At 71.1% G+C, this 22,674-nt stretch carries 22 protein-coding genes; 14 read left to right on the top strand and 8 right to left on the bottom strand.

Going from position 1 to position 22,674, the window contains the following annotated elements; genetic code table 11:
* Nucleotides 1–9: 9 nt before the first annotated feature.
* Entirely contained in the window at nt 10–954 is a 945-nt protein-coding gene (locus WMF42_RS33475; RefSeq protein WP_061612348.1) for a hypothetical protein, read from the bottom strand.
* Nucleotides 955–1,688: 734 nt separating this feature from the next.
* Between WMF42_RS33475 and WMF42_RS33470 the strand changes: the two genes are divergently transcribed.
* The 4 genes from WMF42_RS33470 (at nt 1,689) to WMF42_RS33455 (ending at nt 6,058) form a co-directional block, all read left to right on the top strand.
* Entirely contained in the window at nt 1,689–2,006 is a 318-nt protein-coding gene (locus WMF42_RS33470; protein ID WP_437686960.1) for a hypothetical protein, read from the top strand.
* Nucleotides 2,007–2,057: 51 nt separating this feature from the next.
* Complete coding sequence (locus tag WMF42_RS33465; protein ID WP_437686958.1) at nt 2,058–3,065, top strand: cupin-like domain-containing protein; 1,008 nt, start codon at nt 2,058–2,060, stop codon at nt 3,063–3,065.
* 450 nt (nt 3,066–3,515) lie between these two features.
* Nucleotides 3,516–4,391, top strand: coding sequence for a hypothetical protein (locus tag WMF42_RS33460; protein ID WP_437686957.1), 876 nt, complete (start codon nt 3,516–3,518; stop codon nt 4,389–4,391).
* 638 nt (nt 4,392–5,029) lie between these two features.
* Nucleotides 5,030–6,058 carry a sialate O-acetylesterase gene (locus tag WMF42_RS33455; RefSeq protein WP_061612571.1) on the top strand — a complete coding sequence of 343 codons (1,029 nt, stop codon included), beginning with the start codon at nt 5,030–5,032 and terminating at the stop codon, nt 6,056–6,058.
* 244 nt (nt 6,059–6,302) lie between these two features.
* On the opposite strand, the gene WMF42_RS33450 is transcribed toward WMF42_RS33455, so the two are convergent.
* The 3 genes from WMF42_RS33450 to WMF42_RS33440 all read right to left on the bottom strand — a co-directional run bounded on the left by WMF42_RS33450 (nt 6,303) and on the right by WMF42_RS33440 (nt 8,954).
* Nucleotides 6,303–7,763: a hypothetical protein gene (locus WMF42_RS33450; protein ID WP_437686955.1), complete on the bottom strand. Its 1,461-nt coding sequence runs from the start codon at nt 7,761–7,763 to the stop codon at nt 6,303–6,305.
* Nucleotides 7,764–8,043: 280 nt separating this feature from the next.
* Nucleotides 8,044–8,778 (bottom strand): iron-containing redox enzyme family protein, encoded by a 735-nt coding sequence (locus tag WMF42_RS33445; protein WP_061613046.1) that lies wholly within the window; start codon nt 8,776–8,778, stop codon nt 8,044–8,046.
* A gap of 32 nt (nt 8,779–8,810) precedes the next feature.
* Nucleotides 8,811–8,954 (bottom strand): hypothetical protein, encoded by a 144-nt coding sequence (locus WMF42_RS33440; protein WP_155799084.1) that lies wholly within the window; start codon nt 8,952–8,954, stop codon nt 8,811–8,813.
* A 135-nt stretch (nt 8,955–9,089) separates the two neighbouring features.
* On the opposite strand from WMF42_RS33440, the gene WMF42_RS33435 reads away from it, so the two are divergent.
* The 3 genes from WMF42_RS33435 to WMF42_RS33425 all read left to right on the top strand — a co-directional run bounded on the left by WMF42_RS33435 (nt 9,090) and on the right by WMF42_RS33425 (nt 11,510).
* Nucleotides 9,090–10,007: an NmrA family NAD(P)-binding protein gene (locus WMF42_RS33435; RefSeq protein WP_061613045.1), complete on the top strand. Its 918-nt coding sequence runs from the start codon at nt 9,090–9,092 to the stop codon at nt 10,005–10,007.
* 599 nt (nt 10,008–10,606) lie between these two features.
* A complete protein-coding gene (locus WMF42_RS33430; protein ID WP_155799083.1) occupies nt 10,607–10,795 on the top strand; it encodes a hypothetical protein in 189 nt (62 codons plus the stop codon).
* A 130-nt stretch (nt 10,796–10,925) separates the two neighbouring features.
* Entirely contained in the window at nt 10,926–11,510 is a 585-nt protein-coding gene (locus WMF42_RS33425) for a hypothetical protein (protein WP_061613044.1), read from the top strand.
* Nucleotides 11,511–11,610: 100 nt separating this feature from the next.
* Here the strand turns inward: WMF42_RS33425 and WMF42_RS33420 are convergent, their stop codons facing one another.
* A complete protein-coding gene (locus tag WMF42_RS33420) occupies nt 11,611–11,832 on the bottom strand; it encodes a DNA-binding protein (protein ID WP_081427086.1) in 222 nt (73 codons plus the stop codon).
* A 236-nt stretch (nt 11,833–12,068) separates the two neighbouring features.
* Between WMF42_RS33420 and WMF42_RS33415 the strand changes: the two genes are divergently transcribed.
* Nucleotides 12,069–13,511, top strand: coding sequence for a family 43 glycosylhydrolase (locus tag WMF42_RS33415; RefSeq protein WP_437686951.1), 1,443 nt, complete (start codon nt 12,069–12,071; stop codon nt 13,509–13,511).
* On the opposite strand, the gene WMF42_RS33410 is transcribed toward WMF42_RS33415, so the two are convergent.
* Complete coding sequence (locus tag WMF42_RS33410; protein WP_437686950.1) at nt 13,468–14,298, bottom strand: helix-turn-helix domain-containing protein; 831 nt, start codon at nt 14,296–14,298, stop codon at nt 13,468–13,470. The genes WMF42_RS33415 and WMF42_RS33410 overlap by 44 nt on opposite strands.
* Before the next feature lie 197 nt (nt 14,299–14,495).
* Between WMF42_RS33410 and WMF42_RS33405 the strand changes: the two genes are divergently transcribed.
* The 5 genes from WMF42_RS33405 to WMF42_RS33385 all read left to right on the top strand — a co-directional run bounded on the left by WMF42_RS33405 (nt 14,496) and on the right by WMF42_RS33385 (nt 19,729).
* The gene (locus WMF42_RS33405) at nt 14,496–15,464 is read left to right on the top strand and encodes a mechanosensitive ion channel family protein (RefSeq protein WP_061613041.1); all 969 of its coding nucleotides are present in this window, start codon (nt 14,496–14,498) and stop codon (nt 15,462–15,464) included.
* A gap of 158 nt (nt 15,465–15,622) precedes the next feature.
* Nucleotides 15,623–16,078 carry an SH3 domain-containing protein gene (locus WMF42_RS33400; protein WP_437686947.1) on the top strand — a complete coding sequence of 152 codons (456 nt, stop codon included), beginning with the start codon at nt 15,623–15,625 and terminating at the stop codon, nt 16,076–16,078.
* A gap of 320 nt (nt 16,079–16,398) precedes the next feature.
* The gene (locus tag WMF42_RS33395) at nt 16,399–17,292 is read left to right on the top strand and encodes a hypothetical protein (protein ID WP_155799082.1); all 894 of its coding nucleotides are present in this window, start codon (nt 16,399–16,401) and stop codon (nt 17,290–17,292) included.
* Complete coding sequence (locus WMF42_RS33390; protein WP_437686945.1) at nt 17,283–18,530, top strand: trypsin-like serine protease; 1,248 nt, start codon at nt 17,283–17,285, stop codon at nt 18,528–18,530. Before WMF42_RS33395 ends, WMF42_RS33390 begins: the two co-directional genes overlap by 10 nt.
* Nucleotides 18,531–19,078: 548 nt before the next feature.
* Entirely contained in the window at nt 19,079–19,729 is a 651-nt protein-coding gene (locus WMF42_RS33385) for a glutathione S-transferase N-terminal domain-containing protein (protein WP_437686943.1), read from the top strand.
* A 37-nt stretch (nt 19,730–19,766) separates the two neighbouring features.
* Here the strand turns inward: WMF42_RS33385 and WMF42_RS33380 are convergent, their stop codons facing one another.
* Both WMF42_RS33380 and WMF42_RS33375 read right to left on the bottom strand, forming a co-directional pair.
* Nucleotides 19,767–20,690 (bottom strand): alpha/beta hydrolase, encoded by a 924-nt coding sequence (locus tag WMF42_RS33380; protein WP_437686941.1) that lies wholly within the window; start codon nt 20,688–20,690, stop codon nt 19,767–19,769.
* Between the two features lie 80 nt (nt 20,691–20,770).
* Nucleotides 20,771–21,472 (bottom strand): TetR/AcrR family transcriptional regulator, encoded by a 702-nt coding sequence (locus tag WMF42_RS33375; RefSeq protein ID WP_437686939.1) that lies wholly within the window; start codon nt 21,470–21,472, stop codon nt 20,771–20,773.
* 81 nt (nt 21,473–21,553) lie between these two features.
* Between WMF42_RS33375 and WMF42_RS33370 the strand changes: the two genes are divergently transcribed.
* Nucleotides 21,554–22,651 carry a Gfo/Idh/MocA family protein gene (locus WMF42_RS33370; RefSeq protein WP_437686937.1) on the top strand — a complete coding sequence of 366 codons (1,098 nt, stop codon included), beginning with the start codon at nt 21,554–21,556 and terminating at the stop codon, nt 22,649–22,651.
* The last annotated feature ends 23 nt before the right edge of the window (nt 22,652–22,674 follow it).

Raw genomic sequence — 22,674 nt, 5'->3', positions numbered from 1 at the left:
GCGCGACCGTCACGTGTCGCAGCCGATGCGCTCCGTCCCGAGCGCGATATCGTCGTACCACATCGTCTTGTTTCCACCGTGGTACTTCTCGAACCCGAACTTGAAGAGCTTGTAGTCGTACGGACCCCAGTCCGATACGTGCATCGCCTCGACCTCGGCGCCGTCCACGAACACGCGCACCTCGCGGCCCGGCCCGTCGTAGTGGAACTCGAGGCAGTACCAGGTGTCCGCGGCGAGCTTCACGCCGCCGGAGCACGTGTACATGCCGCCGTTCGAGAGCTTCTCGGCGTCGTCGCTCTTGCGGTTCAGCTCGAGCTGACATTGATGCTCGCCGATGCGGATGTGCTCACCCTCGTTGGGGTCCCCGTTGCCTGTCGTCGCCGCGATATAGGTGTTGTGGCCCATCTGGCTGGCGGAGTCGCCCTTGAGGTAGATCCTGCCCCAGAACGCGCTCGGCACGGGGACGCCGAGCATCTGGCTGAAGCCCGTGCCCGACACCTTGACCGAGCGCGAGCCGCTGTGACCCGTGCTGTCCAGCGTGACGTAGTCACCCATGTTGGCGCGCAGGTACTCGGGGTAGAACTGGACCTCGGACGGCAGCGCGCCGCCCTCGAAGTCCGAGCAGAAGATATCGCACGACCCGGAGCCCGTGCCGCCGGTCGCCGTGCTGGTCGTGCTGTCGCCGCCCCCGGTCCCCGTGACGCCCGTGCCGGTGGTGGCGGAGGTCGTCACGCCTGTCGTCGCGCCGCCCGAGGTCGCGCCGCTGGTGGTGACGCCGCTGGAGACGCCGCTGGTCACGCCGGTGCCGGCAGAGGTGCTCCCCGGGCCAGCGGCGTCGCCGCCAGAGCCGCCCGCGCCGCCGGCGCCTCCGGAGTTCGAGTCGTCGCCGCACGCGACCAGGGATGCAAGCGTGAGCACAGCAAACAAGCCAAAGGAACGAACCGAGAACGACATGCTGGAGATCTCCTCAAAGAAGGGCGCAGAATGGCCCAAGCGATGCGCGCGACTCTACCAGTGAACCCCCCGCGTGTCAGTCACAACCGGAGGAGCGCGCCGCGTCAGCGTCGTTGCGGGCGCGGCGATGTTCTGGTTCGCCGTCGTGGAGGCGTTCCTCGACAGCTCGCCGCCGACTGCCGCGGCGCCGCGCTCACCCCGAGGAGGTGCGGCCTCACCCTCGACGACGCCTCGCTCGCGCGGGCCCGGCCCGAGGCCGAGCGCGCCGCCCGGCGCCGGGCGTGCGTCGCCGCGCGCGCCGCCGGCGCGGCAGGGCATCCGGCGGTCCGGGCCGGCAGCGACACCGACCGAATCGGGGTGACAGAGCCATCCCCGCTGCGCCACTCTGGGCCAGTGACTGGCCGGGGGTGTCCGGTCCCGGCCGCAGGCAGCGAGATCTCCAGAGATTTTCGGCGGATGGGAGCTGGCACATGCCGTGCACGACGTCCGCAGCGGAGGTGTTCATGTCACGTGTCTTTCTTCCGGACGATGCGGCCTTGTTATCGCCGCTGCCCACGCCCCCGCCTCGCACGGCGGCCCTGGTACGGGGGGTATCCCGAGCTGCCGCTGCGGCTGCTGCTGTCTTTGTTGTTGCCTGCAACGCGCCGAGCACCGAGGACGGGAGCCAGGGGGACCAGTCCAGCGCCGGGACGCACACCGAAGAGGGCTGTGGTGGCGGGACGGTGATCCCGCCGATGCATCCGCCGATCGACGACGAGGGCGAGGTCATCCCACCGATGCCGCCGCCTCTCGACCGCGAGGCGGGTGACCCCATCCCGCCGATGCCGCCGCCAATGCCTCCTCCGTGCGGCGACGAGGGGGAGATCATCCCGCCGATGCCGCCGCCGCTTCCGGATGGCGAGGAGGGCGAGATCATCCCGCCGATGCCGCCGCCGCCTCCGGACGGCGAGGCGGGGGAGATCATCCCGCCGATGCCGCCGCCGCTTCCGGACGGCGAGGCGGGGGATCCCATCCCGCCGATGCCGCCGCCGATGCCTCCTCCGTGCGAGTGAGGTCTCGCGCGTCGCGCCGGTGGTTCCCTTGAGCTGAGATCGAGGTCGACGATGGGTGAACAGGATCGGGAGCTGGACGTCGCGCCTGAATGGTGGCGCTGGGCCACGGAGAACCTGCTGCGCGGCGTGCCGGAGCGCCTGGTCTCGGAGCAGCTCCAGGCGGCGGGCGTGAGCAGCGCACAGGCGAAGGAGCTCCTTTCGGCGATCGTCGGTTCACCCATCTTCCTCGCCGCTCGGCCGTTCGCGCGCGCTGCGCGGCAGCACGAGATGCTGGCGCGGCTGAAGCAGCGGATGGCGTCGACGGCCCTCGACCCGACGGGGATCCCGCGGCGCTCCGGCGTGTCCGCCGCGGAGCTTCGCGACGTCTACGTCGCCGGGAACATGCCGGTCATCCTGACCGACGTCGTGACCCGCTGGCCCGCGTTCGGCCGGTGGACGCCGGCGTACCTCGCCGAGACCTTCGGCGACGTCGCGGTCGACGTCACCACAGGGCGCCTGAGCGACCCCGACTACGACATGCACGCGGCCAGGCACACGGAGAGCACGCTGCTGCGCGACTTCGTCGCGCGCATCGACGCCGCGCGCACGGAGACGAACGACTTCTACATGGTCGCCAACAACCGTGTCCTCGAGCGGACGAGCCTCGGCGCCCTGCTGAACGACGTGGTGCTCCCGGACGGGTACTGCGCCGCGCAGCGCCTCCTCGGCAGCTCGGCGCTGTGGCTCGGCCCCGCGGGGACGGTCACGCCGCTGCATTACGACACATCCAACATCCTCTTTGGCCAGGTGTACGGCAGGAAGCGCTACCGCATGATCGCGCCGTTCGAGACGTCGCTGTTCGACGGCGCGCGCGCGATGTACGCGGATCGGGACCCGGAGCAGGGCTCGATGGATCCGGTGCTCGTGAAGGACGTCGTGCTCGAGCCGGGCGACGCGCTCTTCATCCCCGTCGGCTGGTGGCACCATGTCCGCGCGCTCGACGTGAGCATCAGCCTGGGGATCAACAGCTTCCCGTTCCACAACAACTTCGACTGGTACCGGCCGAGCACCGTCGCGTAGCCCCCCGAGGCCGGGCGCGGCGCTCCGCCGCCCGGAACCGCGGCGCCCGAGCTGCCGCTCCGCCTCGCATCGACGGCCACCGCACGATCAGCGACTCGAGCCCCCGCGCAGCGGCGGATCTGTCGATGCGGCCGCGGAGCACGTCGGCCGCGAGCGCGCGTCGCGTCGCGTTCGAGCTCGCCCTCCGCCTTGACACGACTGCGGGCCGGTACATATTACCAAAGGTAACTTACTGAAGGTAACATGCCGAGGGTAAGTTGCGTCGAGCACATCCCGGGCGCCTGCGCGACCCGACGGGAGGAGTCCATCCAGATGGCCACACGAGCGATGTCACCTGTTCTGTTGATCGGCGGTTCCGGCCACGTCGGCGCGCGCGCGGCGAGGGCGCTCCGGCGCCTGCATCCAGATCTTCCGATCGCCATCGCCGGGCGCGACGCGCGGAGAGCGGCCGTGGTCGCCGCGGAGGTCGGCGGTCCGACGACGGCGACGACGGCCGACGTTGGCCGGGGCGACCTGGGCCTCGAGCGAGGCGCCTCGTTCAGCGCCGTGGTCACGCTCGTCAAGGACGAGGCGTCGAACGCGGTGAAGCGCGCCCAGGCGGACGGCGTGCCTCATATCGCCTTCTCGGACTTCGTCTCGGAGATAGGCCCCCTTGTCGCCCATCACGTCGCGCGACCGACGCGCGCGCCCATCCTCCTGCTGGGCCACACCCTCGGCGGCGCGGCGACGCTGGCGGCGCTGCACCTCGCGCAGGATCTCCGGAGCGTCGACGCGATCGCGATCGGCTGCGTGGTCGACGCCGACGACCGCGGCGGTCCCGCGTCCCAGGCCGATTTCGAGCGGAACGAGCAGATCGGGCAGGCTGCGCTCGTCCTCCAGGACGGGAGATGGACCTGGGCGCGAGGCGACGCGGCGACACGGCGCTTCGCGGACGCCGAGGGCGTGGAGCAGGTGGGCCATGCGTTGCCGCTGATGGACGTGGTCAGCCTCGCGGCGGCGACCGACGCGCTGTCGATCCGCGTCGATATGGCCGCGCGCGACGCGTCCACGCGCGGCGCGGGCCACGCGACGGACCTCGTCGTCGAGGTGTCGGGGCGGCTCGACGACGGAACGGCCGCGCGGCTGCGTTACGACATCGTCGACGCGGACAGCTATGCACGGCTCAGCGCGTATGGCGCCGCGATCGCGACGGAGCGCCTGCTGGGGCTCGAGGGCGGCCCTCCTGTCGGCCCGGGGCTCTACCACCCGGAGAGCCTGATCGACCCTGCCCGCGCGGTGGCGCGGCTCGAGGAGCTCGGCGCGCGCGTCCGCCGCACACGAAGCTAGAGCGACAGACAAACGTGCGCTTCACGACGCTGGCGGCGGCGCGCGCGGGTCTGCTACGGCACGAGACGCCCCCTGCGATCGAGCGGCGCTTGCGTCGAACCACCGGGCCTGAACTCTTGAGCCCGGACGAGCTCGGCCATGTGCCCTGCGACGCGAGCGCGGCGGACCTCCTGTCTCGCATCGTCAGCAAGCGGCACGAGAGCCGCTCCGTGGTGCGCCGAGCTCGACATGGTGGGTGACCCGTCTGACGCACGGAACCAGGGACTCCGGGAGGCTGGCCAGTTTCGCGACGCAGCGCGGTTGCCTCGTGCTGGGTCCCCTGCGTTGCCCTCGCGACGCGTCCGTTTCAAGTTTCCGCGGTCCCGTACCATGAAACCGCTTCGCCTCGAAACGATCGGTCGGCGCTTGAGGCGCAGCGAAGAACGTACGACGTTGATGATGAAATAATTTAACGTCAACGGTCTTTCCTTGTGTTGTCCTGAGGCCGAATCCTGGATGCCAAGCCCCCGAGATGCGATAGGCTAGGCCCCGGCGCTGAGCTCTTTGCGGGCGAGGTTCGCCGCACCGGCATCGCGACGCCGGCCGACCACTTCCGCCATTCTCTTCAAATCGCGCCCTGGCGCGACGAGGGAACGACCATGACCGAGATGAACCGCACAATCCGAGGCACACGTGGCCTCCTGCTCCTCCCATTTCTCTTCATCATCGCTGCGTCCGGTTGTGGCGAGTCCGGTTCGTCCGGCGCGACCGGTGAGAACGACAACACCGGGGGGGCCGGTCCGGGGACCGGAGGCGGCACGACAGCCAGCACGAGCGCGGGGACCGGAGACGGCACGACAGCCAGCACGAGCGCGGGGACCGGAGGCGACGCGACAGGCAGCACGAACGCTGGAACTGGAGGTGGCGCCACGGTAGGGACCGGATCGGCTAGCAGCGGGGCAGGCACCGGTGGCGCACCGAGCTCGCGTCCGACGTTTCACGTCTTCATGCTCATGGGCCAGTCGAACATGGCTGGTGTCGCAGACAAACAGGACAGTGACAAGAATTCTGACGAGCGGCTCAAGGTCCTCGGCGGATGCAATCAGCCGGCCGGACAGTGGAACGTGGCCAATCCGCCGCTCAGCGATTGCCCTGGTGAAAAAGGATGGAACCTGTCGACCGCCGTCGACCCGGGCATCTGGTTCGGCAAGACCCTGCTCGGAAAGCTGGCTGCGGGGGATACGATCGGGTTGGTCGCCACTGCTGAGAGCGGTGAGTCGATCAACACGTTCATCTCTGGTGGCACACATCACCAGATGATCTTGAACAAGATCGCCAAGGCGAAGACGGCTGAGAATGCGCGCTTCGCGGGCATCATCTTCCACCAGGGTGAGTCCGACAGCGGCCAGAGCTCGTGGCCCGGCAAGGTCGTTCAGCTCTATAACGAGGTGAAGGCAGCCTGGGGCGTCGACTACGACGTCCCCTTCATTCTTGGAGAGCTCCCCGCGGGCGGATGCTGCAGCGGGCATAACAACCTCGTGCACCAGGCGGCCGACATGTTGCCTGATGGGTACTGGGTCACTCAGCAGGGGACCAACGTCATGGATCAGTACCACTTCGATCATGCGTCCGTTGTTCTCATGGGCACGCGTTATGGTGAGAAGATGATCGAAGCTCTGGGGTGGTGACAAGGCGGCTCGCGGCGGGGGGCCGCGCAGCCGAGGCCGCTCGGATCCCCTGGATTCGAGCGGCCTTTGATGATGTCGGCCGCGGGGATCGCGGGCTGAGAACTCCTCATTCGCCGGTGTACGTCCGCACGTGGGGGCCCTCGAACGCTCCCTGGAGCGTCGCCAGCCGCTCGCCGCGCCAGACCGCATCGACCGCCGGCACGTTCCAGCGCACGCGGGCGGCGTCTGGCTCCGCGGCCGCTCGCTAATCGCAGGTGTTCTCGCGCGAGTTCACCAGCGTCAGGTTGCGGAACGTGCTGTTGGTCGCGCAGGGGTTCTCGTTGACCGCGATGTTCGTGACCGTGAGGTTCTGGATCGTGATGTCCGAGGAGTTCTCGAACTCGGCGCGCGCGGCGAGCCGGATGTCGCCGCCGCCGGTGACCTTCCCGGACGCAGCGGCGATGTTCACGTTGTGACAGTTCTCGAGCAGGATCGCGTTGCTGCCCGTGTCGGCGAGGTCGATGCGGTCGATCGTGACGCCGCCGCTCTCGGAGACGCAGAAGATCCCGCGGCCGCCGCCGCGGGCGATGACCTCGCCGACGCGGATGTTCGTGGGGTAGCTGCTGCCGATGCGCCCCGCGCGGTTGGCGAGGCGGAACGCGGCGTAGCCGGTGCCCGCGCCCGCGTTCACGGCGTCGACCTTGCCGATCTCGGCGTTGGTGGTGTCGTTCAGGAGCAGGCCACATTCCCCGACGTCGCGCGCGATGACCGTGCCGACGCGGAGGTCGTCGACGCCGTAGGTCTCGACGGCGTGGGAGCTCGTCCCCTCGGCGTCGACGTGGTCGATGTCGATGTTCGTCACCTTGTCGGAGCGGTCCGAGCGCCCGTGGTTGTCGATGCGGATGCCGAGGCCGCTCGAGACGCGCAGCGCGACGCGGCCGAGGCGGAGGTTCTCGACGTCGCGGAAGAACATGGCGTAGAGCGGGGTGCCGCTGATCGTGACGTTCGGTATCTCGATGTCGGTCCGGCCGCGCGCATAGATGGGCGCCATGTCGCCGGAGCCGCTGCCGGTGACGTCGATCGTGCCGCAGACGTTGAGCACCGTGTAGCTGGGCACGCTCAGCCGCGAGCCCGCGGTCATGGTCCCCGAGCCCTGGACCAGGACGCTCTCCTTGGTGGTGCGGCCGGAGCGCAGGCTGTCGAGCGCCGCCTGCACCGCGGCCCGCATGTCGCCACCGCTGTAGACGCTGCGGGCGCCGTTCTGCGCGACCCAGCTCGAGCCGGATCGGGTCACCACGGCGTCGTAGCCGCTCGTGTCCCCGTCGCAGGGATACGCCGCATCCCCGGCGCCGCTGCCGCCCGCTCCCGACCCGCCGGCGCCGGTCCCGTCTGCCTCGGCGCCTCCGGCGCCCGCGCCTTCGGAGCCGCCGCCCGCCTCGCCGGAGCCTCCTCCCTCGCCGCCGGCGCCGCCCGCGGGGGCTCCGGCGGTGCCGCCCGAGCCAGGCCCGCCGGCCCCCGGTGTCCCGCTGCCCGCGCCTCCGCCGCCCGCGCCCGACGCGCCCACGGCCGGGGCTCCGCTGCCCACGCCCGAGCCGCTGCCGGAGGACGTGCCGCCCGCGGCCGGGCTGCCGCCGCTGCCTTCCGGGTCGCCGGCTGCGTCCGAGCCGCAGCCCGCGGACAGGAGCAGCCCCACGAGCGTGGCGGACATCACAGAGAGCGCGCGCATTCGAGTCATCATCTTCGGCTCCGAACGGTGAGAGGGAGTTGCCGCCGCCCGGCCGACGCTCGCGCCGGGGCTCGAAATCCGGGCCCCTCGCTGGGCAACGCTGCGCGCCTGCAGCGCCGCAGTCGTCAGGAGGGTGTCGGTGCGGGGGCAAATTCAATCACGGTTCTCGACGAGCGACGATGGGTTCGCTCACGGTCGTAGGATTGCAGTGTCACGCGTCGTCACGTCGGTGACGCCGCTCGCGCACCGACGCCCATGATCCCGTCTCGCGCGCGCTCGCTCACCCCTGCCGGAGGCCCATCGCGCGCGCGACTCCATCCCGGTAGGCAAGCCACGCCGTGTGCGCGGCGGCGACGGCCGACGCGACAGCGTCGGCCATCGGGCCCTCGTCCGGCACGTGGCCCAGCACCATCTCCCACGCGTCCCGCCGGTGCCCGCCCTCCACGGCCCGGTGCGCCCTCACGAGGCGCATGCGCTCCGGCGGACAGCCGTTGTGACGCACCATCGGGTGCGCGCGCAGCGCCTCCTCGATCGGCGGCATCTCTCGACGCCCCTCCAGCTCGGCGCGCTCGTGAACGCTGCCCTCCACGAAGATCGTCAGCACCGCCGCGCCCACCTCCCACGGCGGGGCCGCGCTCACGCGGTCGAGCAACGCCCGGTAGGCGCGGGCCTCGGGCTCGATCGGGAGGGACTCGTCCTCGATGGACGCGCGCGGGATGCCTAGGCCGTCGATCATCTCCAGGAAGAGCTCCGGATGCGACACGCCCAGCGAGAGCTTGCCTGTCTGCTCCTCGAAGAGGTTCTCGGCGAGGGCGCCGCGCACGCCGGCCGGGGGCGACTGGCCGAGCACGCGCGCGAGCAGCACCGGGAAGTCGCGCACGTAGACGCGGTACTCGTGCCGGAAGTGGACGGCGAGCTGATCGCGCGTCAGCCCAGGGCCGGTGAGGTGCGTCCAGGCCCAGTGGTTCTTGCGGTCCATGATCGCGAGCAGGCGCTCCTGAAGACGGCTCGTCATGCGGCAGCTCCTCGGCAAGGGGGGACTTCGTTCTACCGCACGGGCGGCGTCTGCCCAGGGCCGTTGTGGCCGGGCGAGCCGGGGACGCCGCGGCGCCACGGCCGGGCCGCGGTCGAGGCTGTCGCGCTGGTCCGGTCGCCGCAGCCGGTCGCCGGCCGCAGCAGGGCGAGCGCCATGTTCCAGCGAGGTCCTGGCTGTGCGGTGGGTCCACGGACGAACGGCCAAGCAATCCGTACGAACGGTCATGGCGGAGGCGCAGCGCGGGCCGCAGCATGGAGGCTGTCGAGCTTGCACCGAGAGGGATACGTAACATGGCCATTCCCACGATTCTTGTCTTCGGCGCGACCGGTAAGATTGGCGGCGCGCTCATCGACGAGCTGTTGCCCGACAACGCCGCCGGGCGGGTGAAGCTCGTCGCCGCCGTGCGCCGGCCGGAGGCGGCGCCCGCCTTCGAGGCGCGCGGCGTCGAGACGCGGCTCATCGACCTCGACCTGGCCGAGACGCGAGGCCTCGAGCCGATCGTCGGCGCCATGCGCGGCGTTGACCGCGTGTTCTTGCTGACCGGGTATGACCTCAAGATGATCGCGCAATCGAAGGCGGCGATCGACGCTGCCAGGGCCGTCGGGGCGACGCAGCTCGTGCACCTCGGGGCGCACGCGAGCCCCGATACGACGATCGTCCACTTCGCCTGGCACCAGGTCGTCGAGGCCTACATCGACAGGTCGGGCGTCGACGCCACGCACCTTCGCCCGACGTCGTTCATGCAAAACCTGCCGCTGCTCCTGCAGGTGGGAGGCGCAGCGCCCGGCGTTCTGCCCCACTACATCGGCGACGCGCGCACGAGCTGGGTCGACACCGGCGACATCGCCCGCGTCGCTGCGGCGGTGCTGCGCGAGCCGGAGGCGCACGCGGGCCGCGCCTACGGCCTCGGCACGGAGGTCGCCTCGATGAAGGAGATCGCCGCGATGATCGCGGCGGTCACGGGCCTGCCGTGGCGTGACGAGGCGAGAGAGCCGGGCGAGTTCCTCGGCACCATGACGGCGCTCGGCGCGGACCCGGTGTACATGGCCTGCGTGCGCAACGTCTTCGAGCGGACGCGCAATGGATCGCTGAAGGACGCCGCAGACACGTTCGATACGGTGCAACGATTGACGGGGCGCGCGCCGATGACGCTGCGCGACTACATCGAGGGAAGCCGCGCTGCGTTCTCCTATGCGAACCCGACCTAGCGCGTGCGTCGCCCGGTGACCCGAGCCGGGCTGGAGGCCGGGCAGGGGGCGAAGCGAGGATCGGCCGCCTCGGCGCAGGTGATGCTGCCGGCGACCCCGCCGACCCGCCGACCCGACCCAGGTTGGCGCCGACCCAACCCAGGTTGGGGGCGGGGTCGCGCCAGGTCGGGGTCGCGCAGATTGCGATTGCAATATTGCAGCCACAGCGCACGACCGACCCAGGTTGGGGTCGCAGCGACCGACCCAGGTTGCGCAGCGACCGACCCAGGTTGGGGTCGCAGCGACCAACCCAGGTTGGGGTCGCAGCGACCGACCGACCCAGGTTGGGGTCGTGCTGCCCGATTGCAATGTTACAGCCGCAGCGTACGACCGACCCAGGTTGGGGTCGCAGCGACCGACCCCGTACGACCGACCCAGGTTGGGGTCGCAGCGACCGACCGACCCAGGTTGGGGTCGCACCGCTGTGGGTGACCTTACGTGTGTCCTGTCGTTTACAGCGAACCCTGTGACACAAGACCGAGTGTGACTGTTGATTCACAGTTCCGTCTGCCCAGTGACACCACGCGAGCCCCGCACCCCGCTCCGGCTCCACGTCGCGCGTGACCGCCTCTCACCGCAGCCCCCCTCGCGTCGGCGCTGTGTGCGCCTCCGACCTGCCGCCCAACCTGGCCCGGCTGCGGGATCTCGCCAGGGTTCTGCTGCTCGCCACCCTGTGCGTCATGTCGAAGCGCGCGGGCTGCGGCGAGATCGAGGCCAAGGTCGCGTTCGTGTCCAAGCTGCGGGATTGACGGCCCAGAGCTGGCCTATCGCCCACCGCCGCGACTGGCGCGCGCTTTCTCACGCCGCCGCCGGCGCTTGCCGCTAGGATCGCGGCGTCATGCGCCCGCGCGCCGCCACTGCTTGAGAAGGAGGCCCTCTGTGCACCGTCGACCTGCGCTCTGGATCCTGATGCTATGCCTGGCTGCCTTGCTCGCCGGGTGCGGGCATCCCTGGAAGACCACCCGTCAGGCCGTTCCGAACCCGTTCTACGGCAAGGGGCGTTTCGGGGTCGTGCCGGTGACGTTCCACGCCCTCGAGGTCGGCGACGTCACCGAGGCCGACTGGATGGCGGAGAAGGACGACGAGCAGCGGATGAACTGGCAGGGGGACAAGGCGGCGATCAACGAGCAGTTCACCGAGGCTCTCCTCGCGCAGGCAGCGTCGGAGGACGTCGCCGTCGTCCAGGCGACGAGCGCTGCCGACGCGCCGTTCTTCATCCGTTCGAACGTGACGTTCTACGAGCCCGGCATCTTCACGGGGGTCTTCAACATGGACACGGTCCTCAAGGCGACGGTGCAGATCACCGACCCGGCCGGGAGGGTGCTCGATGAGGTCCTGTTCGAGACGAAGTCGCCAGCGTCCTTGTACAACCCATCGAGCGGAGGGCGCGCGCGGGACGCGGCGAGCCAGCTCGGAAAGCTGACGGCGAGGTACATCCTCCATCGCGTCCGGGGCGACGACTGAGCACCTCGACGCTGCGGCCCATGCGCGCGCTATCCGCTATCCAATACTCGGCGCCCCCGCGAGCAGGCGCACGCGGGATGCGGTGCCCGGACGACGCGGGCTACGTCTCTTTGGCAAGAGACTTTCCTTCTGCTTCGAGAGCAGCCTTGATGACCCCGATCGCCTTGGGGCCCACGCCATGAAGCCCCATGAGCTGGGCTTCTGTGAGCCGAGCGACATCGTCCAGGCGAGAGACGCCGGCCGCAGCGAGCGCCCGCTGCGCCGGCTTCCCGATGCCCTTCGGAAGCGAGGATTCCGGTCGTTCTTTCGTTCTGCTCGGCATGCGCGTCGTTCCATGTGTCGCCTGGATCGCCAGCGTTCAGCGTCGCCGGCGAGCCCCAGCGTCATCACCCCGTACAGCATGTCAGGACAGCGACCGTGGTACAACATCGCAGCATTCCCGGGTCGGGGTAGCAGCGGCCGGGGCCGTGCCGCGCCCGGCGAGCCTTCGGCGGACAGCGGCGCGACCGGGTCCAGGTCCCTGTTGCCGAGCATGGCAGTCCTCGAGGAGCCCATCGCATGCACGCCGAAGCCATCGCCCTGCAGACGCCGCCCCTCGCGCCGTTCACCTTCGGCGTCACGCTCAACCGCCGAGGGCCGCGCAGCTTCCAGGTGACCGAGCCGGGGCAGGACGCGCGGCGCTACGAGCTCGCCCGGGCGGAGCAGCCGGACTACCTCGACCTCTTCGAGGCGCTGGCGCGCGACGTCGGGACCCGCATGCCGCTCGCCCGCACCCCGCCGCCGCAGCGGAATGGCGGGACGCCGCTGCAGCCCCTGCTGACCGAGCCCATCGCGCCGGAGATCCTCTACGGCTACGGCGACCCGTGCGTGGTGCGGGTGGGCGAGCGCGCGTGGCGCTTGCTCGTGACCTCGAACGACGCGCCGAACGCCTTCCCCATCCTGGCCTCGAACGACCTGACGACCTGGCGGCTGACCGGCTTCGTCTTCCCGGAGGGGCGCACGCCGGCCTGGACGCTGACCGGCTTCAACCGGGCGGATTTCTGGGCGCCGGAGATGCACCGGGTCGGGGATGCATACTGGCTCTGCTTCACCGCCCGCACGCAGGACCGCTCGCTCGCAATCGGCCTCGCCCGAGGCGCGAGCCCGGACGGCCCGTTCGAGGCGGACGACGCGCCGATCGTCACCGGGGACGTGATCGACGCCCACCTCCTCGTGGACGCCCACGGCGCGCCCTGGCTGGTCTGGAAAAAGGACGACAACGGCGTGTGGCCCCGCCTGCTGGCCGCCCTGCTTCACCGGGAGCCCGCCTGGGTGCGCGAGCTGTTCGTGGCCCGCGAAGACGAGCGCACCGCGGTCCTGGCGCTGACGCTGTGGCCGTGGGTGGAGACCCTCGAGCCCATGGAGCAGTTCTTCGTCCTGCAGCCGCTGATCGAGGCGGCGGCCGCGGAGCTCACGGGGTTCGCGGAGCGGCTGGAGACGCTGCGGGCGCGCGCGCGCGGCGCGCAGGCGGAGGAGATCGCCTTGATATCGCGGGCGCTCAGGACCCGCATCTACGCCCAGCGGCTGTCGGCGGACGGCCGCAGGCTGGAGGGGGAGCCCGCCGTCATCCTCGAGAACGATAGGCCCTGGGAAGCGCACATCATCGAGGGCGTCTGGATCACCCAGGAGGGCGGTCGCTATCACCTGCTGTACGCCGGCAACGACTTCTCGACCGCGCACTACGGCATCGGCGCGGCCGTGGCGGACGCTCCCACGGGCCCGTACAGCAAGTCGTCGGAGGCCTTCCTGAGCTCCAGCGAGGAATGGTGGGGGCCAGGGCACCCGTCGGTGGCCATCGGCGCCGACGGGCGCCACCACGTGTTCCTGCACGCCTTCCGCCCGGGGGTGGCGGGGTACAAGGCGTTCCGGGCGCTGCTCGCCGCGCCGATCCGCTTCGAGGGCGGCGTCGTCTCGCTGGTCAGGCGGCGCGGCGGTGCTGGGCACGCCAGGCGGCGGGGGTGACGCCGTGGTGGCGCCGGAACAGCCGCACGAAGTGGCTCGGATCGGCGTAGCCGACGCGCTCGGCGATCACGTCGACATACTCGTCGGTCGCGACGAGCCGGCGCCGCGCCTCGGCCAGGCGCCCCTCGATGATCCACGCGCCGACAGTGCGCCCGGTGGCCTGCTTGACCGCAGTGGTCACGTGGGCAGGCGACCGTCGCACAGCCGCCGCGACCTCCTTCAGCGAGAGCGGCCCGAGGCACCGGGCCTCGATCATGGCCAGGGCCTCGGCCACGAGCGACGGCCGCTGCGCCGGCGCGGCCTGGATACCGCCGCTCGCGCGCACGACCTCCGCGAGGACCAGCGCGAGCAGGCTCTCGGCGATCACGGGCATCGGGGCCGCTGCCTGCTGCTCTCGCTCGAGTTCCCGGAGCAGGTCGAGCACGTACGCCTGCCGCGCCGTCGGCAGCTCGATCACGGGAGAGGCCCCGCCGCGGACGCGGTCGAGCGGCGCGAACAGGCCGCCGTAGCGCGCCGGATCGAGGCACGTCCGGCAGAAGCCCAGCCCCCATATCTCGGGGCGGCTCGCGGACAGCACGCGGTGCGGGTCCCCGGCAGGAATGATGTGGAGGTGTCCGGCGCGCAGCTCGAACTCGCCGCGATGCTCCACCCGCATGCGACCGCCGACGTGCAGGGCGAGGGCGACATAGGTGTGGACCGCCGGGCTCCGCATCGGCCGCACGGTGTCGCCGCAGCCTGGAGGCCGCAGGAACCGGATCGGCGCGGGTCCGAGATCGTCGTGGCTCATCCGAGGAGCGTACCACCTCGCGGGACAATCCGGCTCCTGTGCGACATCGTGTCGCATCGGCGCGCGTGGCCGGCCCGCCGCGCACGCGCGCGTGGCCCGCCCGCCGCGCAGCCGCGCGCGCCCACGGCCCGGCCTCGCAGCCCCGAGCCCGCTGGCACATGGGTTGCCGGCGCCGCCCGGAGGAGGTGCCCGCGCCCATGCCGCAGATCCACTCATGGCTCGACGTCACGTTCTGGCGGGAGGTCCTCCGGCACACAGTCACGTGGGCAATCCACGTCTTGCCGGGCCTGCTGCTGATCCTGCTCCTCGCGCTCGCGCTGCTCAAGGTGCTCCACCTCCTGTGCAAGCGCGTGGACGTGTCGCTGAGGAGGCGGGGCCGCAGCGGTGATGTGAGGACGGCGCGCGAGATGGAGAAGCGGTCCGACACGTTGCTGGGCGTCTTCCGGACGACCGGGAAGGTTGTCGTCTGGGGGATTGTGGTGATGCTCGTCCTCGTTCAGCTCGGGGTCAACGTCGCGCCGCTCCTCGTGGGCGCGGGCATCGCCGGTCTGGCGATCGGCCTCGGAGCGCAGGAGCTCGTGCGCGACGTCATCTCCGGCTTCTTTCTGCTCCTCGAGAACCACATCCGGATCGGCGACATGGTGATCGTCAACGGCACCGGCGGCCTCGTGGAGCACGTCGGCCTCCGGACGGTGACGCTGCGCGACGAGTCCGGCGTGGTCCACGTCTTCCAGAACGGGAAGATCGACGCGCTCTCGAACATGACCAGGGAATGGTCTGCCATGGTGTTCGACGTCGGCGTCGCCTCCAAGGAAGACGTCGACAAGGTGATGCGGGTGATGCGCGAGGCCGGGCGCGAGCTCCAGGAGGACAGGCGCTACAAGGCGAGCATCCTCGAGCCGCTGGAGATCCTTGGCGTGGAGTCGTTCGACGATCGCGCGGTGGTCGTCCGCGCTCGCATCAAGACGCAGCCCACCGAGCCGTGGCAGATAGGCCGGGAGTACCGCCGGCGCCTCAAGAAGGCGTTCGACGCGCACGGCATCGAGATGCCGCTCCCTCACCGGACGATCCACTGGGCCCATGAGAGGGCGCCGTCCAGGGCCGACGCCCGGGCGGCGAACGGCGCGAGCGGGGCGCGGTTCGAGGAGACCGGCGTGCAGGCGTGATGCCGTTGTCATGAGGGATGAGAGGTGGACTCGCGCGTTCGTGGCGGCGGCCTGGGTTGCGAGCGCGGGGTCCTCTGGAGATGGACAGCATCGACCGGGCCGGCAGGGGCGCGAGCGAGTGACATGAACGTGAGGAGGCAGCCGTGAACATGCGGCCGATGGTGCCAGTTATCTTCGCCGTTGTAGCGCTCTCGAGCGTGGCTCGGGCCGAGCTGCTCAGCGTCAAGGTCCCTGTGGCGAACTTCCGCGCGGGCCCGTCGACGAGCGAGCCCGTCGAGTTCACCGCCACCCGGTACTACCCGGTCAAGGTCGTGGAGCGCGAGGGCGGGTGGTGCAAGATCAAGGATTTCGAGGGTGATCTCGCGTGGGTGGCCGATCGACTCCTGGCCAAGGTCAGGACGATCGTGATCAAGGTTCCACGGGGCAATGTGCGCGAGGCGCCGACGACCTCCGCGGAGGTGGCGTTCCGGACCGAGCGCGGGGAGGTGTTCAAGGTCCTCGACCGGAAGGGGCGCTGGCTCCGCGTCGTCAACGTGGAAGGCGCCAAAGGCTGGCTGCGCGAGGATCTGGCCTGGGGCATGAAGAAGCTCGAGGACTCCGGCGGCTCGTCCTGAGCGCCCGCGCGGGCGCAGGCGGCCAGCCCCCGATCGCCGCAAACCGGGATGCCAGCCCGTTCACGCGATTGACACCGAGCCGTGACACCATGCCGTGAAACATGGGCGCATGCAGGCTCATCTGCGCTGGTCAGGGCCCCATTTGCCTTGATCTCCATCGTTTGACGTCGTACATCGATGGATGCCTGGTCTGGATCTGCCGCAGGACCGCGTCCGGGGCAGCGAACTGCTCGCGTGGGTAGCGTCAGGCGCGCTCCAGGTTCGATGGCATGATACGAGCGGGGCCCGGTTCCTGTGAAATCGGGCATCGAGGAGTGCACATGTCAAGAAGGATGCATGTGGGTGGCGTGGTCGCGATCGCGCTGGGGGCGGCGGCCTGCACCGCGATCAGCGGAGAGGAGCCGTCGGCGTCCCTCGGGGCGGAGGCCGGCGAGTCGGCGCTCCGCATCACGGCGCACACCGAGACGGATTTCTCGGGGTCGTTCGAGGCGGGCGGGGAGCGCGTCGCGTTCGAGGCGCACCGGACCGGGCTGGCCACCGCCACGCTGCACCTCGAGGTCAACGGGCAACCGTTCGATGCGAGCTACGATGGCGGCGCGATGCGCGCTCGCTGGAACGGCTACAACGGCGCGCTGTACGCCGAGGATCTCGCGGCTCTGAAGCGCGCGCTCGCCGCGCTGGGCGAGCACTTCGGCGGCGACCAGGAGAGCCTCCGCGTTCACGAGGATTTCCTGGTGCGGCGCATCTCGTTCTGGTCGGAGGCGCCGGCCGGGTTGACGATGCCGGAGCGAGAGCTCGACCTGAGCAAGCCCCCGGGGGAGACAGTCCGCGTGGCTCCGCCCGGCGTCACCGTCTTCGAGGAGGGCGACGAGCGCGCGGAGACCGGCGGGATCGAGGTCGATCACCAGGGCTCGGACGAGGACGGCATCCGCTATATCCGGTGCAACGCGACCTCGCTGGCGACCCATGACGCGAACGGCCACTGCTTGCAGTACGAGTCCATCTTTGCTGGCCCGAACAGCAACGACTGCATGGGCAAATGCGGCGGCGGGTGCGGGTTCGGCACCGCCGGGTACACCTACGATTGCCTCGATCACGATCGCTGCGGCCGCAAGCACGGGGGCTCCGTCAATCCCTGGGACGCCGAGTGTGGTGACGAGTACTGGGAGGCGGACGACGATTTCTTCAACTCGATCATCGGCAGGTGCCTCTGACCGAGAGCGGGGTCGTGCGGCGGGCCGGGGGAGGGGACGGCGGCGTCCCTGTCTCGGTCGGGCGCTGCGCGGGAGCGCTGGCGCTGCTCGCGGCGGTCGCGGTCGGCTGCGCCGATGGCCGGGAGCCCCCGACGGGCAGCGTCCGGGCGGCGATCACCGAGGGGGCTCCCACCGACGGTGATCCCGCGGTGGCGGCGTTGCGGGCTCGACGCGCCCTCTGCCCTGAAGGGCACGACGTCGATACGTTCTGCTCGGCGGTGCTGGTCGCGCCCCGCGTGCTGCTCACGGCTGCCCATTGTCTTTCCGCGAGGCGCGTCGAGGAAATGGAGGCGTATTTCGGCTCGCATGTCGCGGTCCTGGGCTACCACGCGCGGATCGTCGAGGCGCACCTGCACCCCGCCTACGATCCGGACACGCGGCAGAACGACCTCGCGCTGCTGCTGCTCGCGGAGCCGGCGCCCGTTCGTCCGGCGCAGCTACGGGAGGCGGCTCTCGAGGCCGGCGCTGTGGGGCAGACGATCCGGATCGTCGGCTTTGGCGCGTCGTTCGCGAACGGCGATGCTGGCGCAAAGCAGACGGGGAATACGCTCATCACCTCGGTCGACGCGACAACGTTTCGGACGGCGCCCGGACCTTCGCTGATCTGCGGCGCCGATTCGGGCAGCGCGGCGCTCCTCGTGGAGGACGGGGTGGAGCGGGTGTTCGGGATCGCGCGCTCGGGGGACGCGGCCTGCGATGAGTTCGGCGTCCATACCCGGGTCGACGCGTACCTCGCGGACTTCGTGGCGCCTTACCTGGAGGCGGTGGAGGCGACAATGCCGGGTGGGGCCGAGGGGCTGGATCCGGGGGAGGACTTCTGCGCTCGCGCGTGCGCCGAGGACGCCGATTGCCCCACCGGGATGCTGTGCCTGCCCGAGGCGTTCGGGAAGCGATGCGGCTACCGGGAGCTGCGGAGCGGGCTGTTCGGCGAGGCCTGCAGCGTGTCCGACGACTGCGACGGGCCCTGCGTCGCCTTTGGCGCCGGCTCCGAGCAGACGTGCCACTGCTTCACCTCGTGCAGGGAGCTCCTGATGGCGTCGCCGGGGCCGGAGCCCTCGTCTTCACGCGGGTGTGCGTTCGCGGGGGAGGCGCGCATGACGCTACCGGCCAGCCGGAGCGCCCCTGCGCTCGTGCTGCTCGCCCTGGCGTGCGCTCGCCTGAGGCGACCCGCGACCCGATCGCGAGCCGACCGAGGTTGACCTGATCCAGGCCGGCGTGACCCGACCGAGGTTGAGCCGGTCGATGTTTGACTGACCCAGGCTGGCGCGATCCGACGCAGGTTGTGTGGCTTGGCACGAATCGACGCAGGTTGTGCGACGACTCGACCCAGGTTGAGCCCCACCCGCCCGCCCGACCCAGGTTGAGGTGCCCCCACCCGACCCGACCCAGGTTGAGGTAACCGCCACCCGACCCAGATTGCGGTGCCGACCCGACCCTGCCGACCCGACCCAGGTTGAGGTGCCCCCACCCGACCCAGGTTGAGGTGCCCCCCACCCCGACCCGACCCAGGTTGAGGTGCCCCCCACCCGACCCAGGTTGAGGTGCCCGGAGGTACCCCGCCCGACCCAGGTTGAGGTGCCCCGAGGTACCCCGCCCGACCCAGGTTGAGGTGCCCCGAGGTACCCCGCCCGACCGAGGTTGAGGTGCCCCCGACCCGACCCAGGTTGAGGTGCCCGAGGTGCCCCACCCGACCCAGGTTGAGGTCCCCCCCTGGCCACCCGGCTGGCGCGCGTGGTAGTCAGCTCATGTGACCGACCCCACACCCGACCGCACCTCCGCCCCCACCCTCATCGGTCGCTCGAGCTCCCATTTCACCCGCGTCGCCCGCATCTTCGCCGCGGAGCTCGGCGTCGCGTATGCCTTCCAGGTCGTACCCGACCTGCGCTCCGTGGACGCCGCGGACTACACCGGGAACCCCGCGCTGCGCCTGCCCATCCTGCGAACGGGGGCGACCACGTGGTTCGGTGCGCTCAACATCTGCCGCGAGCTCGCGCGCCGGGCGCCGGCGCAGCGCCGCCTGGTATGGCCCGAGCATCTCACCGACGCGCTGACCGCGAACGCCCAGGAGCTCGCCGTGCAAGCCATGGCCACCGAGGTCGCGCTGATCATGAGCCAGCTCGCCGGGACGCCGAAGGACGACGCGCAGCTCGCCAAGCCGCAGAAGAGCCTGCTCAACATGCTCACCTGGCTCGACGACAACATCCACGCAGCGCGCGAAGCCCTGCCCCAGGATCGCGACCTCAGCTACCTGGAGGTCTGCACGTTCTGCCTCGTCACGCACCTCGAGTTCCGCAGCGTGCTGCCCACGAGCGGCTACCGCGCCCTGACGGCCTTCTGCGACGACTTCGCCCAGCGCGCCTCCGCCCAGGCGACCGCCTATCGCTTCGACGCGCCGTGACCCGGCTGCGCACGCCCGCTCTCCGGCGGGCGCGCGCTCACGGCGCCAGGTGCGCGCGCAGGAACTCGGTCTGATCGGCCACCGCCTGCTCGAACGTGTCGCCGTGGTACAGGTCGAAGTGGCCCGCAGCGTACACGCGCACGTCCGCGCGCCTGGCCTTCGCGGCCTTCGCCCTCACGAACTCGGCCGACACCTCGACGTCGTGCTCGGCGAGGCACACCAGGATGGGCGCGGCGATGCGCTCCATCGTGCCCTCGCGGTACCGGGGCAAGCGCAGCAGGAAGCGCGCGGCCACCCGGTTCTGCCAGGTCGCGCTCTCCGCGGCGACGCGCTCGAACCGCGGCGCGAGCCCGGGATCCGTGAAGAACGCCTCGCCCGGCGCGCCGTGAACGGCGAGGTAGCGAGGCGGCCGCCCCAGCGCGCCCCGCGCCGCGTCGCGCACCGCCGCCGCGAGCAGCCGCGCCGTGACCCAGGCCATCGTCGCCCGGCTCACGCGCGCCCTCTCTCGCCTGGCCTTCGCCCTCGCGCCGGCGAGCGCGTCCAGCGCGGGCATGTTGAGGATCACCGCGGCGATGCGCGGATCCTCGGCGGCGATCTCCACCACATGGCTCCCGCCCAGCGAGGTGCCCCAGAGCGCGACGCGCTCCGGATCGATCCCCTGCCTGCTGCGCGCGAGCGCGACGGCGGCGCGCAGATCCGCGCGCTGCTCTTGCACGTCCACGATCTGGCGCGGCTCACCCCCGCTCTGGCCCAGGTGGCGATAATCGAAGGTCAGCACCGCGAGGCCCGCCGTCGCGAACCGCTCTGCGAACCAGGGCAGGATCCAATCCATCGTCCCCGAGAACCCGTTGGCCATCACCACGCACGGCATCCGCGCGCGAGGCGCGGCGGGGGCGAAGAGCGTCGCCGCGCAGACGGCCCCTCCGGACTGGAACGTGAGAGGCGTCCGCTCGATCGTCATCACGCCGCCGATATACAACGCTGCCGCACCCGCTGAAACCCCGGCGACGCCATCGCGGCGACACGATGACGGCGCGACCGTTACGAGGATCTCGACGTCCGCGACGCTCCTGATCTGCCCGCCCCCCCGGCCTCCCGCGCCGCTCCCGCGGGCCTCGACGGGCCGGGCGCCTCCTTCGGCGGCGCGGGCGTCCGGAGCCCCTCGATGAACGTCGTGATGAGGCGCTGCGCGCGCCCGGGCTCCGCGGGGGTCTGCTGCGCCGCGAGCGCTATGCCCATCACCAGAGACACGATGTCGTCCAGATCGATGTCACTCCGTATCTCGCCTGCTGCCTGGGCGAGAGAGAGCAGGTGGGTCGCCGCCTCCGACGCCGCGGCGCACCCCGGCGTCCCGCTCTGGAACACCACGCCGAGCGAGGCCGCCAGACCACGGTAGGTGCTCGCGTGCTCGACGAACGCCGCGAGGAACTCCGCGACAGCATCCCCCGGCGACGCCGACGCCGTGAGCGATCGCGTCTTCCGCGCCAGCGCGTGGAGCTGCTCCTCCACCGTCGCGACGAGCAGCGCCTCGCGGGTAGGAAAATGTCGGTACAGCGTCCCGATCCCGACCTTGGCGCGCCGGGCGATGTCCTCCATCGACGCGTCGGCGCCGCGCTCCGAGAACACCTCGTCCGCGACGGCGAGGAGCCGCTCGCGGTTGCGCCGCGCGTCCGCGCGCAGCGGGCGCGGCGCCTCGCTCGAGGGGACCGGCGGGGGCTTCGGGGTCGAGCGCGCGGAGGGCATTGCAAAACGGAGGATCCCTCCGTATGTTAAACGGAGCAACCCTCCGGTTAGCGTGGAGGGCTCATCCATCGAGGAGAGGTCATGGGCGGAACGACAGAACCGAAGAAGATTCGCGTCGGCGTCATCGGGGCGAGCCCGGACAGGGGCTGGGCGGCGGCGACGCACCTGCCTGCGCTCGCGTCGCTCGACGCGTACGAGCTCACGGCGGTGAGCACCACGAGGCAGGCGAGCGCGGACGAGTCCGCGCGCCGCTTCGGGGCGCGCCACGCGTTCGACCGCGCCGAGCCGCTGATCGAGCACCCCGACGTGGATCTCGTCGTCGTCTCCGTCCGCGCGCCCGAGCACGCCCGGCACGTCCGCGCCGCCGTCGCCGCGCGGAAGGACGTGTTCTGCGAGTGGCCGCTCGGGGTCTCGCTCGCCGAGGCCACCGAGCTCGCCGGCGCCGCCGAGGCGGCCGGCGTTCGCACCGTGATCGGGCTCCAGCGGCGCCTCGCGCCGAGCGTGCGCCACCTGCGCGAGCTCGTCGCCGGCGGGTACCTGGGCAAGCTGCGCTCGGTGACCATGCACGTCGCGTCGCCGATGGCCGGCGCGCGCCGGTCGCGCTCGGACGCGTACGCGGCCGACGTGAAGAGCGGCGCCAACGTGCTCACGATCTTCGCCGCGCACTTCCTCGACACGGTCCTCTCCGCGGTCGGCGAGATCGAGAGCCTGTCCAGCGTCGTCGCCCGCCAGATCGACGAGGCGACGCTGATCGAGACGGGCGAGGTCGTCCCGGTGACGGCGCCGGATCAGACGCTCATCAGCGGGACGCTCGTGGGCGGCGCGGTCGTGTCGGCCCATTTCGAGACGGGGAAGCGCAATGGCCCTGTCATGGGCTGCACCTTCACGGGCACCGAGGGCGACCTCGTCCTGTCCCACGATCTCGGCATCTCGGGCGCCCGCGGCGATGGGCAGCCTCTCGAGCCGATCCCGACGCCCGAGCGCCTGACCTGGATCCCGAGAGGGGGCCTGTCGGACGACGCGCACCAGATAGCGCACGTGTATGCGGCCTTCGCGAGGGACGTCGCGGAGGGCACCTCGGTCGCGCCGACGTTCCGCGACGCGCTGAAGCTCCACCGCCTGGTCGACACGATCGCCGAGGCCTCCGCGTCCGGGCGGCGCCTCCCCTGGAAGGGCTGAGCGCGCGGCGCGGAGAGGTCCTC

Source organism: Sorangium sp. So ce176 (assembly GCF_051519835.1).
Classification (GTDB): domain Bacteria; phylum Myxococcota_A; class Polyangia; order Polyangiales; family Polyangiaceae; genus Sorangium; species Sorangium cellulosum_G.
Note: the sequence above shows the minus strand (reverse complement) of the source record. Positions and strands in the feature narration are given on the sequence as shown.

Bases quoted from the DNA above. Each gene is read 5' to 3' on its own strand.
- WMF42_RS33475 (WP_061612348.1), bottom strand. From the start codon at position 954: ATGTCGTTCTCGGTTCGTTCCTTTGGCTTGTTTGCTGTGCTCACGCTT.
- WMF42_RS33470 (WP_437686960.1), top strand. From the start codon at position 1,689: ATGCATCCGCCGATCGACGACGAGGGCGAGGTCATCCCACCGATGCCG.
- WMF42_RS33465 (WP_437686958.1), top strand. From the start codon at position 2,058: ATGGGTGAACAGGATCGGGAGCTGGACGTCGCGCCTGAATGGTGGCGC.
- WMF42_RS33455 (WP_061612571.1), top strand. From the start codon at position 5,030: ATGACCGAGATGAACCGCACAATCCGAGGCACACGTGGCCTCCTGCTC.
- WMF42_RS33450 (WP_437686955.1), bottom strand. From the start codon at position 7,763: ATGCGCGCGCTCTCTGTGATGTCCGCCACGCTCGTGGGGCTGCTCCTG.
- WMF42_RS33445 (WP_061613046.1), bottom strand. From the start codon at position 8,778: ATGACGAGCCGTCTTCAGGAGCGCCTGCTCGCGATCATGGACCGCAAG.
- WMF42_RS33440 (WP_155799084.1), bottom strand. From the start codon at position 8,954: ATGGCGCTCGCCCTGCTGCGGCCGGCGACCGGCTGCGGCGACCGGACC.
- WMF42_RS33435 (WP_061613045.1), top strand. From the start codon at position 9,090: ATGGCCATTCCCACGATTCTTGTCTTCGGCGCGACCGGTAAGATTGGC.
- WMF42_RS33420 (WP_081427086.1), bottom strand. From the start codon at position 11,832: ATGCCGAGCAGAACGAAAGAACGACCGGAATCCTCGCTTCCGAAGGGC.
- WMF42_RS33415 (WP_437686951.1), top strand. From the start codon at position 12,069: ATGCACGCCGAAGCCATCGCCCTGCAGACGCCGCCCCTCGCGCCGTTC.
- WMF42_RS33410 (WP_437686950.1), bottom strand. From the start codon at position 14,298: ATGAGCCACGACGATCTCGGACCCGCGCCGATCCGGTTCCTGCGGCCT.
- WMF42_RS33405 (WP_061613041.1), top strand. From the start codon at position 14,496: ATGCCGCAGATCCACTCATGGCTCGACGTCACGTTCTGGCGGGAGGTC.
- WMF42_RS33400 (WP_437686947.1), top strand. From the start codon at position 15,623: ATGGTGCCAGTTATCTTCGCCGTTGTAGCGCTCTCGAGCGTGGCTCGG.
- WMF42_RS33395 (WP_155799082.1), top strand. From the start codon at position 16,399: ATGTCAAGAAGGATGCATGTGGGTGGCGTGGTCGCGATCGCGCTGGGG.
- WMF42_RS33380 (WP_437686941.1), bottom strand. From the start codon at position 20,690: ATGACGATCGAGCGGACGCCTCTCACGTTCCAGTCCGGAGGGGCCGTC.
- WMF42_RS33375 (WP_437686939.1), bottom strand. From the start codon at position 21,472: ATGCCCTCCGCGCGCTCGACCCCGAAGCCCCCGCCGGTCCCCTCGAGC.
- WMF42_RS33370 (WP_437686937.1), top strand. From the start codon at position 21,554: ATGGGCGGAACGACAGAACCGAAGAAGATTCGCGTCGGCGTCATCGGG.